Source organism: Bacillus sp. CECT 9360, assembly GCF_918741275.1.
GTDB lineage: Bacteria > Bacillota > Bacilli > Bacillales > DSM-1321 > Peribacillus.
Window position 1 is genome coordinate 24,434 of record NZ_CAKKNA010000011.1, and the last position, 17,803, is coordinate 42,236.

The window sequence follows — 17,803 nt, forward strand, 5'->3', positions numbered from 1 at the left end:
ACCCCGGACCCCATCTTAACCTAACATTACTAGGAAAGGAAAAGAACCTATGGACGTTAACACGGCTGAAAAACATGTGAAAGATTTGCAAAATCTCTTAAATCAATACAGCTATGAATATCACGTATTGGACAGACCGTCTGTACCGGATGCTGAATATGATAAACTTTTGAGAGAGCTGATTGAATATGAGGAACAATTTCCTGAGCTGCGTTCCCCTGATTCCCCTACACAGCGTGTCGGCGGAACGATTTTGGAAATGTTTGAAAAAGTCGAACACTCAAGCCCGATGCTTAGTCTCGGCAATGCTTTTAATGAAGCAGACCTGCGAGATTTTGACCGAAAAGTCCGCCAGTCCGCCGGAGAGGGATTTTCCTATGTATGTGAATTGAAGATTGACGGCCTTGCTGTAACACTTTTGTATGAAGACGGCCTATTCGTTCGAGGGGCGACCCGCGGGGACGGAACAGAAGGGGAAGATATTACGGAAAACCTGAAAACGATCAAGTCGATTCCATTAAAAACGAAAGAACCGATTTCGATTGAAGTTCGGGGAGAAGCCTTTATGCCAAGAAAATCGTTCGAGGCGCTCAATAAGGCCAAGGAAGAGCGCGATGAGGAGCCGTTCGCGAATCCGCGGAATGCGGCAGCGGGCTCATTGCGCCAGCTCGATCCCAAACTGGCGGCAAAAAGAAACCTGGACATCTTCTTATATGCAATTGCGGAGATCGGTGAAACAGGTGTAAAATCCCACAGCGAAGGCTTGGATTTATTAGACCGCCTCGGCTTTAAAACAAATAGAGAACGAAAAAAATGCGCGAATATTGAGGAAGTGTTAGCATATGTGGAAGGATGGGTAGAAAAACGCCCAAACCTTCAGTATGATATAGATGGAATCGTCATTAAAGTTGATTCCCTTGAACAGCAACGGGCGCTTGGAACAACGGCTAAAAGTCCGCGTTGGGCGATTGCTTATAAATTTCCAGCCGAAGAGGTTATTACAACGCTCCGCGATATTGAATTAAGTGTAGGCCGTACAGGAGTTGTCACTCCGACCGCTATTCTGGAACCGGTAAGGGTTGCCGGCACGACCGTACAGCGGGCCTCCTTGCACAATGAAGATTTGATCCGGGAAAAGGATATTAAGATCGGTGACCAGGTTGTCGTAAAAAAAGCGGGCGATATCATTCCCGAAGTTGTCAACGTCTTGGCTGACAGGCGGACTGGGCAGGAAGAAGAATTCAAAATGCCTACCCACTGTCCTGAATGCGAAAGCGAGCTCGTCCGACTGGAAGAAGAAGTGGCGCTTCGCTGTATCAACCCGAAATGCCCGGCACAGATTCGCGAAGGATTGATTCATTTTGTGTCAAGGACTGCGATGAACATTGACGGTCTTGGGGAAAAGGTAATCAGCCAATTATTCAGCGAACAGTTAATCAAGGATGTTGCGGATATTTACAAATTAACGTATGAACAACTGATCTCTTTGGAGCGGATGGGCGAGAAATCAGTAAATAACCTGTTACAGGCCATTGAGGCTTCGAAATCCAATTCATTGGAAAGACTGCTATTTGGACTTGGAATCCGTCACGTAGGATCAAAGGCGGCGAAGACGCTTGCCGGGGAGTTCGGTACAATAGAAGCATTAAGAAAAGCAACGCTTGAAGAATTAACAGCGGTAAATGAAATTGGCGAAAAAATGGCCGATTCTGTTGTGACATTTTTTGAAAGCGATGAGGTTCAAGAGCTGATTAAAGAGCTTGAAGCGGCTGGCGTAAACCTTGTTTACAAAGGGGCAAGACCGGTGACGATAGAAAACTCGGATTCGTTCTTTGCCGAAAAGACAGTCGTCTTGACCGGAAAGCTGGAGCAGTTAACCCGGGGTGTTGCACAGGAAAAGCTTGAAGCGCTTGGAGCGAATGTAGCGGGCAGTGTTTCTAAGAAAACCGATTTGCTTGTTGCAGGCACTGATGCGGGATCAAAGCTTGCGAAAGCGCAGAATCTAGGCATAGAAGTATGGGACGAAGAGAGACTGATTCGAGAATTAACGAAATAAGAGGGTGTAAAACCATGAAAAAAATCTCCTTTATCGGACTCGCTGTATTGCTTCTTCTCTCGGGGTGTGCCCCAAGATTTGAGAAGCAGCAGGAAGTAGTCCAGGATGCAGAAATAGATAAATCAAAGGAGACTGCGATCATACCAAAGTACAATATTTCCGATAAATTTTATCGGGCCATCCTTCCGTTTGAGCCGGCAAAAGCAAGGGGACTGGTCGTCTCTAACTTAAATACGCGTTACGACATTGAAGAATTTGAGACAGGCCTGATGCGGGTTGCCCAGAACCAATTCGATCCTGATCAATATCTGTTCCAGGAAGGACAGAATCTGGACAAAAAAACGGTCAACCTCTGGTTGAACCGCAAATTCACAGACGCGCAATTAAAGCAAGAGAATCTGAAGCAGGAGGATAATATCGGGCTTAATCCGTTAGACTCCGGCAAAGGCGATATAGATAAACGCAATAAAGAAAACCCGATCTATTTAGCGCACATCCTCGAGCATGATTATTTAGTAAAGAACAAAGATAACGAGGTGGCTCTTGGCGGCGTCGTGATCGGCCTTGCGCTTAATTCCACAAATTATTATCAAAAAGAGGAATTCGGAGCGACTTTCAGCAATAAGACAGAAAACATTGAAGAAGAAGGAAGAAAAATAGCCCAGGAAGTGCTAAAGAGATTACGGCAGATGGAAGGCTTGGAAGAAGTTCCGATTACCATCGCCCTGTTTAAACAAAATGAAAAATCTTCGGTCGTACCGGGCAATTTCATTTCCTATACGAATATCGATCAGGGAAGCAACCAAATCGGCAAATGGGAAAAAGTGAATGAAAGATATTATATTTTCCCAGCGGATGATAAAACAAAGAATAAATTCCGTACAGATTCGAATGCCTTTGACGGCTTTAAACAGGATGTTGAAAAATACTTTCCAAACTTCAATGGCGTGGTTGGACGAGCTTTTTATGCAGAAGACCAGCTGCAGGATCTTGATATTAACATCCCGATTCAGTTTTATGGTCAATCGGAAACGGTGAGCTTCACACAATATGTTACAGGGCTTGTCATGCAGCATTTCCCGGATTATGTTTCGGTGCAGGTATCGATTACTTCGGTAAATGGTCCGGAAGCGCTGATTGTTCGTAAAGCAGATCAAGAGGAGCCATTCGTTCATATTTATAACTAATTATTGCCCGCTTCGTGCGGGTTTTTGTTTTGAAAAAACAATATAATTGAGTTCGCAATATTTAAAATTATTCTATTATTTATACTAGTTGTAACTCTTGGGTTACATCAAGTAGAATAGTAGTGGAGTGATAAATGAAGCTATAATATTGGAGGGGAATTACTTGGTACAACCATACAAGCATGAACCGTTTACTGACTTCTCTCAGGAAACTAACAAAAATGATTATCTAACGGGTCTAAAGACAGTTAAAACATATTTAGGGCAAGATTATGATTTAGTGATCGGTGGAGAACGGATTTCCACTGACGATAAAATCGTTTCTTTCAACCCTGCCAATAAAGAAGAAATCATTGGACGTGTGTCTAAGGCTGACCGCGAGCTGGCTGAAAAAGCAATGAAAGCAGCCGACGAAGCATTTAACACATGGAAGAAGGTGAAACCGGAAGTACGCGCTGATGTACTATTCAAGGCAGCAGCCATCATCCGCCGCCGCAAGCATGAGTTCTCGGCACTGCTAACAAAAGAAGCAGGCAAGCCTTGGAATGAAGCGGATGCAGATACAGCAGAAGCCATTGACTTCCTAGAGTTCTATGCTCGCCAAATGCTAAAAGTAAAAGACGGAATCCCTGTACAAAGCAGACCGAATGAATATAACCGTTATGATTATATTCCGCTAGGTGTCGGGATTATCATTTCCCCATGGAACTTCCCGTTTGCGATTATGGCTGGTACGACAGTGGCTGCGATTGTAACAGGAAACACCGTTTTATTAAAACCGGCTTCCACTACCCCAGTAGTTGCGGCTAAGTTTGTCGAAGTCATGGAAGAAGCAGGACTTCCAAAAGGAGTTCTTAATTTTGTACCGGGAAGCGGCGCAGAGGTTGGGGACTATTTGGTTGATCACCCGCGCACGCGTTTTGTATCCTTCACAGGTTCTCGTGAGATCGGTACCCGCATTTTTGAACGCGCATCAAAAGTAAATGAAGGCCAAATTTGGCTGAAGCGCGTCATCGCAGAAATGGGCGGCAAAGACACAATGGTTGTCGATAAAGAAGCGGATCTTGAGCTGGCAGCTCAATCCATCGTAAAATCAGCATTCGGGTTCTCTGGACAGAAATGTTCTGCATGTTCACGCGCGGTTATCGTGGAAGACGTGTATGATCAAGTGTTGAACCGTGCCGTAGAGTTAACGAAGGAATTGTCAATCGGAAACCCTGAAGATCCATCTAATTTCATGGGGCCGGTTATCGACCAGAATGCATTTAAGAAAATCATGGAATATATTGAAATTGGAAAAACAGAAGGCAAGCTAGTGGCCGGCGGAGAAGGCGATGACTCAACTGGATTCTTCGTGAAGCCAACGATTATTGCCGATCTTGATCCAAAAGCCCGCTTAATGCAGGAAGAGATCTTCGGCCCTGTTATTGGGTTTACTAAAGCAAAAGACTTCGATCATGCTTTAGAAATTGCCAATAACACGGAATATGGCTTAACCGGTGCGGTTATTACCAGCAACCGCGAGAACATGGAAAAAGCGCGCGAAGACTTCCATGTCGGAAACCTATACTTCAACCGCGGCTGCACAGGCGCGATTGTCGGTTACCAGCCGTTCGGCGGATTCAATATGTCCGGAACCGATTCAAAAGCGGGCGGACCAGACTACCTAGTCCTTCACATGCAAGGCAAAACAACTTCAGAGATGTACTAAGAAATAAATACAGCCTTCCCGCTATATGTGGGGAGGTCTTTTTAATCTAATATGGCTCGGGGAAGTTGATTTAAGCTAAAGTCATTTTCCGACCCTGACCTACAGGGTAACACCCTTAATAAGAAGCAGTCGTTGTCGATAGGTGCATATCACCGTCTATTTATAAGGTCTTCGGCTAATTTAATTGCCGAACCGACTTCTTTCAATATTTCCCGGACAATATTTGCGGTATTTCTAGTTGAAGAATAATTTATCTGCTACTTTCTGTCATATCGACAGAATCAAGTTCACAATTACTAGATCCAAAGCAGCTGGATGTTGCTTTACTGCTGAAAAGTTTGTTATGATTTATTTAATTGCTTTCGGGCAAATCCCGAAATATAGTTACCTACAAATGACGGCTTAGCGAAAGCCGGTTTTTTTACTTTAAGATGTCTAGCTACAGCGCCCAGCCGCTCGGACTTGCACAGGATGTGCTGACCTCGACGCAAGACATAACGACGTGGCAGGTTTTAGTCGAGGTTCCTCTATTGCCAAACCGCTTCAGAAATCAGGGATTTCCTACGCGGTTCGTCTTATGCCTGTCGCACTTGCCCAGGATGGGCTGGCGTCGACGTTTGCGACACGATGTCGCAGTTTTTAGTCGACGATCCCTGCTTGCAGGGCGCTTGCGCTTTTCTTATATATTGGAGGTGGAGAGAGTGTCGCGTATTACAATGGATCAAGTAAAGCATGTGGCTCATTTGGCACGGCTTGGGATTACTGAGGAAGAAGCAGAAAAGTTTACCAAACAGCTCGATCAAATCATTTCATTCGCGGAGCAGCTTAATGAGCTTGATACGGATAATGTGGAGCCGACTTCTCATGTTTTAGACATGAAAAATGTCATGAGAGAAGATGTTGCAAAGCAGGGACTGTCTGTTGAAGAAGTGTTGAAAAATGCTCCGGACAGCAAGGATGGACAAATCCGTGTTCCGTCGATTTTGGATTAAGGAGGGGAAATCATGTCATTGTTTGAACATAAAGTTTCAGAGCTTCATGAGCTTTTACATAAGAAAGAAATCTCAGTAACCGATCTCGTCAGTGAATCATACAAACAGATCGGCCAGGTGGAAGACAAGGTGAAATCCTTTCTAACACTTAATGAGGAAAAAGCCAGAACCCAGGCAAAAGAGCTCGACGACAGGCTCGCAAAAGGGGAAAACAAAAGTATTCTGGCCGGCATGCCGATTGGCGTAAAGGATAACATCGTTACGAAAAATCTTCGGACAACCTCTGGCAGTAAAATTCTCGAAAACTTCGATCCTATTTATGATGCGACCGTTGTTCAAAAGCTGCAGCAAGCAGAAACGGTTACAATCGGTAAATTGAACATGGATGAGTTTGCGATGGGGTCATCGAATGAAAACTCGGCATATCAGGTTACCCGCAATCCGTGGAATCTAGATTACGTTCCGGGGGGCTCTTCAGGCGGTTCCGCAGCATCCGTCGCAGCTGGTGAAGTATTGTTTTCCCTCGGTTCCGATACAGGCGGTTCCATCCGCCAGCCAGCAGCATATTGTGGCGTGGTCGGTTTGAAGCCAACATACGGCCGTGTGTCCCGATTCGGATTGATCGCATTTGCGTCGTCCCTTGACCAAATCGGCCCGATCACGAACACGGTCGAGGACAATGCTTACCTGCTCGAAGCCATTTCTGGTGTGGATCATATGGATTCCACCTCCGCTAATGTGGATGTCCCTAATTTCGTGAATGCCTTAACAGGGGATATTAAAGGACTTAAAATTGCTGTACCTAAAGAATACCTAGGTGAAGGTGTAAGTGAAGAAGCGAAAAACTCGGTTCTTGAAGCGTTAAAGGTGTTAGAGAAGCTTGGCGCAACCTGGGAAGAAGTCTCGCTGCCGCACTCTAAATATGCGCTGGCTACCTACTATCTGCTTTCTTCCTCAGAGGCGTCGGCAAACCTTTCCCGGTTCGATGGCGTCCGTTACGGCTATCGCACCGACAATGCAGCCAATTTGATTGAAATGTACAAGCAAACCCGTGCGGAAGGCTTTGGCGATGAAGTAAAACGCCGGATCATGTTGGGTACCTTCTCGCTAAGCTCCGGATACTATGATGCTTATTATAAAAAAGCGCAAAAAGCCCGTACGTTGATTAAAAAAGACTTTGATGACGTGTTCCAGAAATATGATGTCATTGTCGGACCGACAACGCCAACTCCGGCATTTAAAATCGGTGAGAAAACAAACGACCCATTAACGATGTACGCAAACGATATTCTAACGATTCCGGTGAACCTTGCCGGGGTGCCGGCGATTTCCGTGCCATGCGGCTTCGCAGATGGTCTTCCGCTTGGGTTGCAGATTATCGGCAAGCACTTTGATGAAAGCACAATTTACCGCACGGCTCATGCGTTTGAGCAGGCGACTGAATTTCATAAACAAAGACCACAGCTGTAAGGGGTGAAGAATAATGAGCTATGAAACGGTAATTGGCCTTGAAGTACATGTAGAATTAAAAACAGACTCGAAAATTTTCTCAGCGAGCCCGAACCATTTCGGTGCGGCACCGAATACGAATACGACCGTAGTGGACCTCGGCTATCCGGGCGTGCTGCCGGTATTGAACAAAAAAGCGGTTGATTTCGCGATGAAGGCTGCGATGGCATTGAACTGCGAAATCGCGACCGAAACGAAATTCGACCGGAAAAACTATTTTTATCCGGACAATCCAAAGGCATATCAAATTTCCCAATTCGACAAACCCATTGGGGAGCATGGCTGGATTGAAATAGAAGTAGACGGAAAGAAAAAGAAAATTGGGATTACGCGCATCCATATGGAAGAAGATGCAGGCAAGCTGACACATACAGGGGACGGCTATTCCCTATGTGACTATAACCGTCAAGGAACACCGCTTGTAGAGATTGTTTCCGAGCCTGACATTACATCTCCGGAAGAGGCATATGCTTATTTGGAGAAATTGAAATCAATCATCCAGTATACCGGAGTTTCTGATTGTAAAATGGAAGAAGGCTCCTTAAGATGTGACGCGAATATCTCGCTTCGCCCGGTTGGCCAAAAGGAATTTGGCACGAAGACAGAGTTAAAGAACCTAAACTCTTTCAACTTTGTCCGCAAAGGCCTTGAGTTTGAAGAAATACGTCAGGAAGAAGTATTGAGCTCAGGGGGCGTAATTGAACAGGAAACGCGCCGTTTTGATGAAGCGACAGGGAAAACACTCTTAATGCGTGTTAAAGAAGGATCAGATGATTATCGCTACTTCCCAGAGCCCGACCTTTTGGACCTGTACATTGATGAAGATTGGAAAGCGCGTATTCGTGCGGAAATCCCAGAGCTTCCAGATGAGCGGAAGAAGCGTTATATGGAAGAGCTCGGTCTTTCTTCGTATGATGCAGCTGTTTTAACGGTTACGAAGGAAACGGCTGACTTCTTTGAAGCAACGGTTGCTAAGGGTGCGGATGCAAAACAGGCGTCCAACTGGATCATGGGTGAGCTTTCTGCCTATTTGAATGCGGAAGGAAAAGAACTGCATGATGTGGCCCTTACGCCGGAGTCGCTTGCCGGGATGATCAAGCTGATCGAAAACGGCACGATTTCATCGAAAATTGCCAAGCAAGTCTTTAAGGAATTGATTGAAAACGGCGGAGATGCCGAAGCAATCGTCAAGGAAAAAGGCCTTGTCCAAATATCGGACGAAGGTGCATTAAAGAAAATTGTCGGCGAAGCACTGGATAACAATCCGCAATCTGTTGATGATTTTAAAAATGGAAAACAAAAAGCGATCGGCTTCCTGGTCGGCCAGATTATGAAAGCGACAAAAGGACAGGCGAATCCGCAGCTCGTCAATAAAATTCTTTTAGAGGAAATACAGAAACGATAATCAAAGGGCCGTATCACTTTATGTGGTACGGCTTTTAAATTTCAGCTGAATCTGTGAGATAAAAGGGGGAGAAGAATATGATCAAGCCGGCAGATGAAGAGGATATTTATACTGTTCATCAATTAATGCTAGAGGCCTTTGAAGAATACCGAAATCTTGATGTTCCTTCCAGTGCTCTAAACGAAACGGTATCCTCCATTGTTGATTCGATGAAAAGCAGATCAGAACAAGCCATTCTTTGCCTAGTAGATGATGTTCCCGTTGGTTCTACCAGATTCAGATTGGATAACCATTCCCTTTATTTCTCCCGTGTCTCAGTTCCACCAAAGGAAAGAGGAAAAGGGATTGCGAAGTCCATGCTGGTCTGGCTTGAAACCTACGCGAAGGAAAATAACAAGACGGAAATGGTCTGCAAAGTTCGTATGTCCCTGCCAAGGAACATAAGCCTATATCAATCACTCGGTTATGTAGTAACGAAGGAAGAAATCACAGCTAATCCTGATGGTTTCTCTGTCAAAACGGCAACGATGAAAAAACGGATATAGAGATGGGGAAGATACCCGCTGGTATCTAGAATGGTTAAAAAGATTTTTCTTACGTGTGTACAACGGATATCAATCCGTTTACGTTCCTTATTTAGGGGAATAATAACTATATATACTTTGGGAGGGACTAAAAAATGGCAAAATCAAAAAATAGTTTATTAGGCTTTGCAGTTTTGGGAACGGCAGCGTATTTATTTCGAAATAAGGAATCACGTGACAAGGTGATAAATAAACTACAATCCGTGGTTACACCGGAAACACGCCAAAAAATTATGGACCAGGTTCGAACCTTTACAAGCACTAACAGTTCGGAAGAAAAACAAACACCGCAAAGCAAGGGTGAAGCGGAACCTAACAGCCAGGCACTGACTACAGCTGAAACGATGAATCAGCAGACAGAGAAATTCCTGGACCCGGAGGAAAAGAAGGAAGTTACAGAATTAAACGTAACGAAATGAAAAATGGTATAAAACTAATAGTAGTGAAAAAGGAAAGGAAGCCCAAAAGTTGTTACTTATTGGACTTCCTTTCTTTTTTCTGATTTTCTTCATGGTCATCTTGTATCCGATTGCCCTCCGGATTATCGCCGATTACTTCATAAGAATCTTGGTTATCCGTCTTGTCATGAGCTTTCTCAGTTTTCACTTTCATAATGTAACACTCCCTTGTGAATAACTTAGGGTCTTCGGAATATATAGTGGAATTACTATTTTAATTGCTTGATAAAAATCACATCATAAATCGGATTATATAGTGGAATAATAGATTAATTAAACCATACTATAATCAAATTCTTTTAAAAAAGAACTTGAAAAACATTTTAAATCGAATTACCTTATCTAAGAAAGGAGGACTAAAATATGAAAATAACTATTGAAGAATTACCTGAATCAAGGATTGCTTATTTCCGAAATGTTGGGGAGTATGGTGAAAAGCAAAACAAAGAATTAATGGAGTCTTTTAAAAAGTGGGCAAAATTGAATGGTGTATTTGATAATTCTACAATTTTAGGTATACCGCAAGATAACCCAGAGATTACTCCTAAAGAGGAATGTCGTTATGATGTTTGCGTTGTTATAAATAAAGATTTTAATGTGGCAAAACCAGCTCATGTTGGTGAATTTTCTGGTGGGAAATACGCTGTTTTCTTGCTTGACCATACAAAGGAGGCAGTCAGTGAATTTTGGGGCAATATTTTTTCTGAGATAGAAAGAAATAATCTATCAATAAGAGAACAACCAATTATAGAAAGATATACTTCACAAATGATTGATAATCATTTGTGTGAAATATTAGTTCCTATACAGTAACGAAGCAGGGACATTTCCCACCTTCTGTTTAAAGGATGAACAACATGACAGACCTACTATGTCTTTCAGATCTAACTGCAATTGAACCACCACAAGAAAATGAAACCGATATGATGTTTAAAGTTGAAGCAGTCGAGCCACCTGAACGTTGTCCTGAATGTGGTTTTGACAAGTTGTACAAACACAGTTCAAGAAATCAACTAATTATGGATTTGCCCATTCGTTTAAAGCGAGTGGGCTTACAATTGAACCGTAGACGATACAAGTGTCGTGAATGCGGATCTACCTTCTGGGAACGCCTAATATCCGTAGATGAAAAGCGTAGTATGACCAAAAGGCTTTTAGAGTCCATTCAAGAGCAATCCATGTCTAAGACCTTTGTAGAAGTCGCAGAAAGCGTTGGTGTTGACGAGAAAACTGTTAGGAACGTTTTTAAGGACTATGTGGCACTCAAAGAACGTGAATACCAGTTTGAGACTCCTAAATGGCTTGGGATAGACGAGATACATATTATCCGTAGACCTCGGCTTGTATTGACTAATATTGAACGCAGGACTATTTATGACATCAAGCCTAACCGTAACAAGGAAACAGTCATCCAACGTCTTTCAGAAATCAGTGACAGGACTTATATTGAGTACGTCACAATGGATATGTGGAAGCCCTACAAAGACGCAGTGAACACTATCCTTCCACACGCTAAAGTTGTCGTAGATAAGTTCCATGTAGTTAGAATGGCTAATCAAGCCTTAGATAACGTCAGAAAGTCTTTGAAAGCCCAAATGAGCCAAAAAGAAAGACGTACCCTTATGCGTGAAAGGTTTATCCTTCTAAAGCGTAAACACGATCTAAATGAACGTGAATCATTCCTCTTAGAGACTTGGTTAGGTAATCTTCCTGCTTTGAAAGAAGCCTATGAACTCAAAGAAGAGTTTTACTGGATATGGGATACTCCTGATCCAGATGAAGGTCGACTTCGTTATAGTCAATGGAGACACCGTTGTATGTCCAGTAACTCTAAAGACGCTTATAAAGACCTTGCGAGAGCCGTAGACAACTGGCATGACGAAATATTCAACTACTTTGATAAAAGGCTCACTAACGCTTATACGGAGTCAATTAACAGCATTATTAGGCAGGTAGAGCGATTGGGTAGAGGTTACTCGTTTGATGCCTTACGAGCCAAAATCCTTTTCAATGAGAAGCTCCATAAGAAGCGTAAACCACGATTTAATTCAAGTGCTTTCAACAAAGCTATGTTATACGATACTTTCAATTGGTATGAAGTGACTGATCACGACATTACAGACAACTTTGGTGTCGATTTTTCCACACTTATTAAGAATTTGGAGAAGGGTGATTTATAAGCCCTTTTCCACCATAAAATCCGAATACCCATAACTTATTAGTTATAAGCTCTTATGTACTATATAACCCATAACAAAAGTGTTAAACAATAGTATGCTTCATTAGCCAGCGAGTAACCGATAAGCCGATACAAGCAATTAAAACTAATGTATAATAATGGGATAAACACTAGGGGGGTTCTTAGATGGAAGCTGATAGCATATTTGGTCTTTTTGCAATTATACCTATCTTACTCTATTTAATCATTATTGGTTTTAGCATTTATTTTATTGTAAGGATCATTCGATTCATGAATGAAAAAACAAAATTGGATCAACAAAGAAATGAGAAATTGGACACTCTGATTAAGGCGATTCAAGATAACAAAGATAATGAATAATTAGTTCTGTACATAAAGTTATTCCTTAATCAAAGGGTACACTTTCCCTTATAATTCCTCACATCATTAGAATCGCCAAAACACACATTATGTGTAGGGGGAAACAGTTCCTATGTGTCTAAATAGTCGGGCACATAGTGTTCGAAATTACCCTTCATCTTTTTCTTTTTACCATCTAACGATCATGTGGATCCCATCCAAAACGGAGGTGGTCATTATGCCAAATGGAAATGGTACTCACGGATATGCGAATGTTGAAAATTTTGATTCAAGAAGAGAAGTGAAGGAGCGGCCAAGCAAGGCTGAATTCAAACAGAAAGCGACTTTGAAAAGAAATAACAAATAATCTATAAAGTTTAGTCAATTAGCCCCAACAGGAAATCCTGTTGGGGTTTTTCGCGTTCGCTTGCCCGGTTTACTTGTATGTCTAGTGCTTTCAATATGTATAGTTCTTGATTCACTGAGGGAAAATACATCTGATTCAGCACTATGGAGGTGATTAAATGGAAAATAAAAGCTTGGGGTATCATGAAACAATGGAATTACATGAGATGCTTAATTTTAAAACGACATGTGTAGTCAAATCCAAGATGATGTCGGGGGTCGTATTCGATCAGGATCTTAAGGCATTAATGGAAAAAGACGTTCAACAATCGCTACAAGCACTACAAGATCTGCAAAATCTATATAAAATCCCAAACCCGGTAAACGGAGGTGAACTGCATTGATTAATGATTACTTAGAAGTCGAAAACGCAGAAGGCATGCCCGAGATGGCTGATTCCGCATTAGCATTGGAATTTTTATTAAGTGTAAAAAGCGGTGTTCGGAATGCAGCCTATGCGATCACGGAGTCAAGAACGCCAGAGGTCAGGAACGCGTTCCGCAATCAGATGGAACAGGGGCTTCAGTTGCACGAAGAGGTAAGCAATTTCATGATGGAAAAGGGATGGCTGCATCCTTACAATGTGGAAGACCAATACCAGATCGATATGAAATCAGTAGAAGCAGTGACAATGATCGGGAATTTGAAATTATTCCCTGGCGACACTTCCAGAATGGGTATGATGGCGCAAATCGATTCAGATGAATAATAGGAGGGAGGCTGGATAATGAAAGCAGTAACGTTTCAAGGGATAAAGGATGTACGAGTCAAAGAGGTAAAGGATCCGACAATCGAAAAAAAGGACGATATCATTGTTAAAATAACTCATTCTGCCATTTGCGGTTCCGACCTGCATTTGATTCACGGGATGGTTCCAAACTTCCCTGAAGATTATATTATCGGACACGAACCAATGGGTATCGTAGAAGAAGTAGGCCCTGATGTAACGAAAGTGAAAAAAGGCGACCGCGTTGTTATCCCATTTAATGTGGCTTGTGGGCAGTGCTTCTTTTGCCAAAACCACTTGGAAAGCCAATGCGATAACTCGAATGAGAATGGAGAAATGGGTGCATATTTCGGTTATTCCGATACAATGGGAGGATACCCGGGCGGTCAGGCCGAATTTTTGCGTGTACCTTATGGGAACTTTACTCCCTTCAAAATTCCAGAAAATAGCGAAGTGCCTGATGAAAGCCTAACTCTTCTTGCCGATGCAGCTTCAACGGCTTATTGGTCTGTGGATAATGCCGGAGTAAAGGACGGAGATACCGTTATCGTGTTCGGTTGTGGACCTGTGGGATTGCTTGCCCAGAAGTTTGCCTGGCTGAAAGGGGCAAAAAGGGTAATAGCGGTTGACTATATCGATTATCGCCTGCAGCATGCGAAAAAGCACAATAATGTGGAAACCGTAAACTTTGAACAGCACGAACATACCGGGGAGTATTTGAAAGAGCTAACCAAAGGCGGCGCTGACGTTGTGATAGAAGCTGTCGGCATGGACGGGAAAATGACCCCGATGGAATATGTGGGAACCGGACTAAAGCTGCAAGGCGGTTCACTTAGTCCATTAGTAATGGCTACACAAGCTGTCCGCAAAGGCGGCACGATACAAGTTACCGGTGCTTATGGCGGAAGATATAACGCTTTCCCACTTGGAGATATTTTCCAAAGAAACGTAAACCTTAGGACAGGACAAGCACCGGTTATCCACTATATGCCTTTCCTACATGATTTGTTTAATGAAGGAAAAGTAAATCCTAGTGATATTGTTACACACGTTCTTCCGCTTGCTGAAGCGGAAAAAGGCTATGAATACTTCGATACGAGAACAGATGACTGCATAAAAGTAATCCTAAAGCCGTAAATGGCATAAAAAAATGGAAATCAGATGATTTCCATTTTTTTATGGGCTAGTGTTGGCTTATTTAAGCTCGAATCGCAAGGGGCCAAAGAGAATGCGAGCTTTCTTTTGGCCCCTTGCGATTCGAGCTACCTTTCAGCTGAGCTGAAAGGCGTTTAAAACTAAAGTTTTAAACGAATAAGCCAACAATATTCATAGCCATTATTTTATTGTTGCTGTTGTTGTTGAGGTATGTTTAATGCTATCTGTGCGGTTGTTACGTCGACGTTAATTTGTTCATTCATATTATAAGGATGGTAGAACCCTTTAGCGACCATGTAATCAACAACCTGTTCATGAAAATTAATTGCGTTGTTTAAGTGTTCAGTGAGCACAGCTCTAAGTTCTGGAGTAGCCGTTTCAGTGACAGCGAAAGAATGCATCTTCACACCAGACTTTGCCCCATTTAATAGATCGGTTGCTATCACCTGATCGGTGATGTTGCCCATACCCGTAATGTTTTGAATAAATTCATTCATGAAATGACCTCCTACTTTAACAAATTAACTAATTGTTCCGCTTCTAGTCTTGATTGTTGGACATCCATTGAAAGAAGATTTTTTAGTTCTGAGTCTTGCGCCAGACCCGCCATAGTTGAAGATTTTGCGATGCAATTGCTTTTAAACGTCAAGATTTCATGCGCCTCAAGCTTTTCATGAAGCCCCAATTGATTTATCATTCTAAACCTCCTTACCTAATTTTTTTATTCTGTGATGAAGAATGGAGTGTACCATAACTAGGTTATTCTTCATGTTTATTATGAGCAAAATTAAAGGAGATATTACAAAGGATTTCATAATACACTGTGAACAGATCTAGATAGCTTCTCGAAGAGGGACGGGTGCATAATATTTTTAAAAATTTTACATATTTTTGGTTTTACTTTTGAACTTAATTACAAAGTATATTATTACTGCGACAGTTTGAATGGTTAATCCGATAATTAAAAAAAGATTGGGATACTTGCTACTTCCTATTCTGTTAAAACCTATTATTGAAAATATTAAGCCAAAAAGATTTATGTACCAAGCAGTTTTTATTTTATCCACTTCCTTTTTATTCTATAATAACCTAAAACATAGTGATCTGTTAAATCATGGAATGTTCATCTTTGAAAGTACAGGTGGGATGACTTTTGGCTTTGTTTATATATTGGGGTTTACCTCACTGTTAACCTACTGCGCCTACAATCTTTGCATGGGGATTGAAAAAGAAGTAGTCGGAAATTTCTTTTGACCCAATTTTAGTAATAGTTAGATTTAAATGATCATACATGATGATTTGAAAAGTTGGAAAGTTAGGTGGATGCATACATGATTGAGAAAAGAAATTATTTAATTTGGGGCATTATTTTATTTATTATATCGTTTATTCTGGATTTTCCTTTTCCCAATGCCAGTCCCTATGGGGAAACAATTTTTAAATCAGTTGGTTTGCCAGTATACTCTAATCCTGAATCCCAAGAGGGTATTCTTTTTGTTGGGATAACAAGTTTTATACTATTTTTTGTCAGTTTGTATTTACTAAACAATTCTTTTAAAAAATATAATATAAGAATCGTGTTATCATTATTTGTTTTTGGTATAGCTGGATCTCATTTACTGATTTATACGTATCAAAACACTATTGCGACTGGTATTTACGCGATTGGATACGAAGAGGAATTTAGTCGGTGTGAATTTGAAACTAGTAAGGATGGCAAAAAGTTAAATGGCAAGTGCTACATTCTATTAGCAAACTACAGTTCAAAGGAAGCTCAATTTACATTAAAATTCAAAACCACCGACATTGATGACCCATATGATTTTAATCAATTAATGAATAGAAATGGCCCTTATGAATTGAATCTGTATGGACATGAAAAGAAAATAATTGAAATAGAAACAGCTATAGATGTAACCAAAATCAAGGAACACCCTGAATCGGGCGAAGCTAACGGTATGGGGATTGTTCTTTTCGAGAATGATAGAAAAAGAGAACTTTGAGGCTGAATTTCTGCAGCTTTTAAAGAGATACGAAGGGGAGAGTAACAATTTGAAAAAAAGAGTGAATATATTACTTCTCATAGGAATATTGGGAATTGCTGGATGCGACGCGGAACAAACAAAGCAGAAGATAAGTATGAATAAAGAGGATACTGTCTCACCATATGAACTATCCGATAAAGAATTAGAGTTGATCAATTTAACTTCGACGAATGAAGGTGATTTACTCGTCTATAAGATCGGACTTGCTGACAAGCGCGAATTTGAAACAAAGATCGATTATTATCAAAATGGAAAGCTATCAAACACCTTGATGAAAATGACAAACGAAATAAAGAAGGGAGATTCTCTTATGTCTTTTGGAGTGAGGCGGTTTTCAGGTGATGAAAAAGATCCAACTTGGTACGAGTTTTTTGTAGAGGGTGAGATTGGATCTGCCATTGCTAGGGAACAAAAGGCATCACCTTCCGTTGCTTCCTCCAAAGTTTCCATTAGTGAGAAAAAGAAATTGCCGCACGACAAATATACAGCAATAGGTGCTTATATAGAAGACACAAAAGACGGTGATATAAAAGCTGTGTCACCAGATGATAAGGAAGCCTTAAACATCTTAATTAAGGAAAACGAGAACGTGTATGTCTTTTCATGCAAGGTAAAATAACTATAATCAGATAGGAAAAGAGGTGGAATATGTATAAAGTGATTGCCATTATAGTTTTAATATTTGTTATCATCACATTGGCGAAAATATATTTAAACAGAAAATGGAAACTGATATTCACCACATTTGGGCATGAGAACTATTTTAAAGTCGTTGCAAAGCTAAAAAATGCAGGCGTGAAATACAAAATCAAAACCCCGTTGAATGTAAACGATAGGCAACGGTTTAACGATAATTCACAATACGATATCTATGTAAAAAAAGAAGAAGAGCATCTTGCCCAAAGAGCAATGCATCAATCTGATTAAGACCTGCAGTTATTAGGAATAATGATTAAACTGAAAGTATTTTCCAATATGAAAAATATTAAGTAAAAGCGCCAGGACTACTTGGATTCATAAAGTAGAATTA

21 protein-coding genes are annotated in these 17,803 nt (G+C 41.4%); 18 read left to right on the plus strand and 3 right to left on the minus strand.

Annotated elements, in window-relative coordinates:
* The first annotated feature begins 49 nt into the window (after positions 1-49).
* The 8 genes from ligA to LQ216_RS14255 all read left to right on the plus strand — a co-directional run bounded on the left by ligA (position 50) and on the right by LQ216_RS14255 (position 9,863).
* The gene (ligA, locus tag LQ216_RS14220; protein WP_230130146.1) at positions 50-2,056 is read left to right on the plus strand and encodes an NAD-dependent DNA ligase LigA; all 2,007 of its coding nucleotides are present in this window, start codon (positions 50-52) and stop codon (positions 2,054-2,056) included.
* A gap of 14 nt (positions 2,057-2,070) precedes the next feature.
* Positions 2,071-3,243: a CamS family sex pheromone protein gene (locus LQ216_RS14225; RefSeq protein WP_230130147.1), complete on the plus strand. Its 1,173-nt coding sequence runs from the start codon at positions 2,071-2,073 to the stop codon at positions 3,241-3,243.
* A gap of 163 nt (positions 3,244-3,406) precedes the next feature.
* Positions 3,407-4,954, plus strand: coding sequence for an L-glutamate gamma-semialdehyde dehydrogenase (gene pruA / locus LQ216_RS14230; RefSeq protein ID WP_230130148.1), 1,548 nt, complete (start codon positions 3,407-3,409; stop codon positions 4,952-4,954).
* A gap of 701 nt (positions 4,955-5,655) precedes the next feature.
* Positions 5,656-5,946, plus strand: a complete 291-nt coding sequence (gene gatC, locus LQ216_RS14235) for an Asp-tRNA(Asn)/Glu-tRNA(Gln) amidotransferase subunit GatC (protein ID WP_230130149.1) — start codon at positions 5,656-5,658, stop codon at positions 5,944-5,946.
* A gap of 12 nt (positions 5,947-5,958) precedes the next feature.
* Positions 5,959-7,416, plus strand: coding sequence for an Asp-tRNA(Asn)/Glu-tRNA(Gln) amidotransferase subunit GatA (gatA, locus tag LQ216_RS14240; protein WP_230130150.1), 1,458 nt, complete (start codon positions 5,959-5,961; stop codon positions 7,414-7,416).
* A gap of 13 nt (positions 7,417-7,429) precedes the next feature.
* The gene (gene gatB / locus LQ216_RS14245; RefSeq protein ID WP_230130151.1) at positions 7,430-8,860 is read left to right on the plus strand and encodes an Asp-tRNA(Asn)/Glu-tRNA(Gln) amidotransferase subunit GatB; all 1,431 of its coding nucleotides are present in this window, start codon (positions 7,430-7,432) and stop codon (positions 8,858-8,860) included.
* Positions 8,861-8,937: 77 nt separating this feature from the next.
* Entirely contained in the window at positions 8,938-9,405 is a 468-nt protein-coding gene (locus LQ216_RS14250; RefSeq protein WP_230130152.1) for a GNAT family N-acetyltransferase, read from the plus strand.
* Positions 9,406-9,539: 134 nt separating this feature from the next.
* Positions 9,540-9,863, plus strand: a complete 324-nt coding sequence (locus tag LQ216_RS14255) for a hypothetical protein (protein ID WP_230130153.1) — start codon at positions 9,540-9,542, stop codon at positions 9,861-9,863.
* 52 nt (positions 9,864-9,915) lie between these two features.
* Here the strand turns inward: LQ216_RS14255 and LQ216_RS14260 are convergent, their stop codons facing one another.
* Entirely contained in the window at positions 9,916-10,056 is a 141-nt protein-coding gene (locus tag LQ216_RS14260; protein WP_230130154.1) for a hypothetical protein, read from the minus strand.
* Positions 10,057-10,265: 209 nt separating this feature from the next.
* Between LQ216_RS14260 and LQ216_RS14265 the strand changes: the two genes are divergently transcribed.
* The 7 genes from LQ216_RS14265 (at position 10,266) to LQ216_RS14290 (ending at position 14,710) form a co-directional block, all read left to right on the plus strand.
* The gene (locus LQ216_RS14265; protein WP_230130155.1) at positions 10,266-10,715 is read left to right on the plus strand and encodes a GyrI-like domain-containing protein; all 450 of its coding nucleotides are present in this window, start codon (positions 10,266-10,268) and stop codon (positions 10,713-10,715) included.
* 44 nt (positions 10,716-10,759) lie between these two features.
* Entirely contained in the window at positions 10,760-12,082 is a 1,323-nt protein-coding gene (locus tag LQ216_RS14270) for an ISL3 family transposase (protein ID WP_230130156.1), read from the plus strand.
* 185 nt (positions 12,083-12,267) lie between these two features.
* Positions 12,268-12,462: a hypothetical protein gene (locus LQ216_RS14275; protein WP_230130157.1), complete on the plus strand. Its 195-nt coding sequence runs from the start codon at positions 12,268-12,270 to the stop codon at positions 12,460-12,462.
* A gap of 217 nt (positions 12,463-12,679) precedes the next feature.
* Complete coding sequence (locus tag LQ216_RS20385; RefSeq protein WP_290369275.1) at positions 12,680-12,808, plus strand: hypothetical protein; 129 nt, start codon at positions 12,680-12,682, stop codon at positions 12,806-12,808.
* A 157-nt stretch (positions 12,809-12,965) separates the two neighbouring features.
* Positions 12,966-13,190, plus strand: coding sequence for a spore coat protein (locus LQ216_RS14280; RefSeq protein ID WP_117308495.1), 225 nt, complete (start codon positions 12,966-12,968; stop codon positions 13,188-13,190).
* On the plus strand, positions 13,187-13,555 hold the full coding sequence (locus LQ216_RS14285; protein ID WP_230130158.1) for a spore coat protein: 369 nt from the start codon (positions 13,187-13,189) through the stop codon (positions 13,553-13,555). Before LQ216_RS14280 ends, LQ216_RS14285 begins: the two co-directional genes overlap by 4 nt.
* Positions 13,556-13,573: 18 nt before the next feature.
* Positions 13,574-14,710 (plus strand): zinc-dependent alcohol dehydrogenase, encoded by a 1,137-nt coding sequence (locus LQ216_RS14290; RefSeq protein ID WP_117308497.1) that lies wholly within the window; start codon positions 13,574-13,576, stop codon positions 14,708-14,710.
* Between the two features lie 203 nt (positions 14,711-14,913).
* Here LQ216_RS14290 and LQ216_RS14295 read toward each other — a convergent pair whose 3' ends face one another.
* A complete protein-coding gene (locus LQ216_RS14295; RefSeq protein WP_230130159.1) occupies positions 14,914-15,225 on the minus strand; it encodes a spore coat protein in 312 nt (103 codons plus the stop codon).
* Between the two features lie 11 nt (positions 15,226-15,236).
* A complete protein-coding gene (locus LQ216_RS14300) occupies positions 15,237-15,425 on the minus strand; it encodes a hypothetical protein (RefSeq protein ID WP_230130160.1) in 189 nt (62 codons plus the stop codon).
* Positions 15,426-16,059: 634 nt separating this feature from the next.
* On the opposite strand from LQ216_RS14300, the gene LQ216_RS14305 reads away from it, so the two are divergent.
* The 3 genes from LQ216_RS14305 to LQ216_RS14315 are packed head-to-tail and all read left to right on the plus strand — an operon-like array spanning position 16,060 to position 17,700.
* Positions 16,060-16,731, plus strand: coding sequence for a hypothetical protein (locus LQ216_RS14305; protein ID WP_230130161.1), 672 nt, complete (start codon positions 16,060-16,062; stop codon positions 16,729-16,731).
* A gap of 49 nt (positions 16,732-16,780) precedes the next feature.
* Positions 16,781-17,392 carry a hypothetical protein gene (locus LQ216_RS14310; RefSeq protein ID WP_230130162.1) on the plus strand — a complete coding sequence of 204 codons (612 nt, stop codon included), beginning with the start codon at positions 16,781-16,783 and terminating at the stop codon, positions 17,390-17,392.
* A 29-nt stretch (positions 17,393-17,421) separates the two neighbouring features.
* Positions 17,422-17,700 (plus strand): hypothetical protein, encoded by a 279-nt coding sequence (locus tag LQ216_RS14315; RefSeq protein ID WP_230130163.1) that lies wholly within the window; start codon positions 17,422-17,424, stop codon positions 17,698-17,700.
* Positions 17,701-17,803 lie beyond the last annotated feature (103 nt).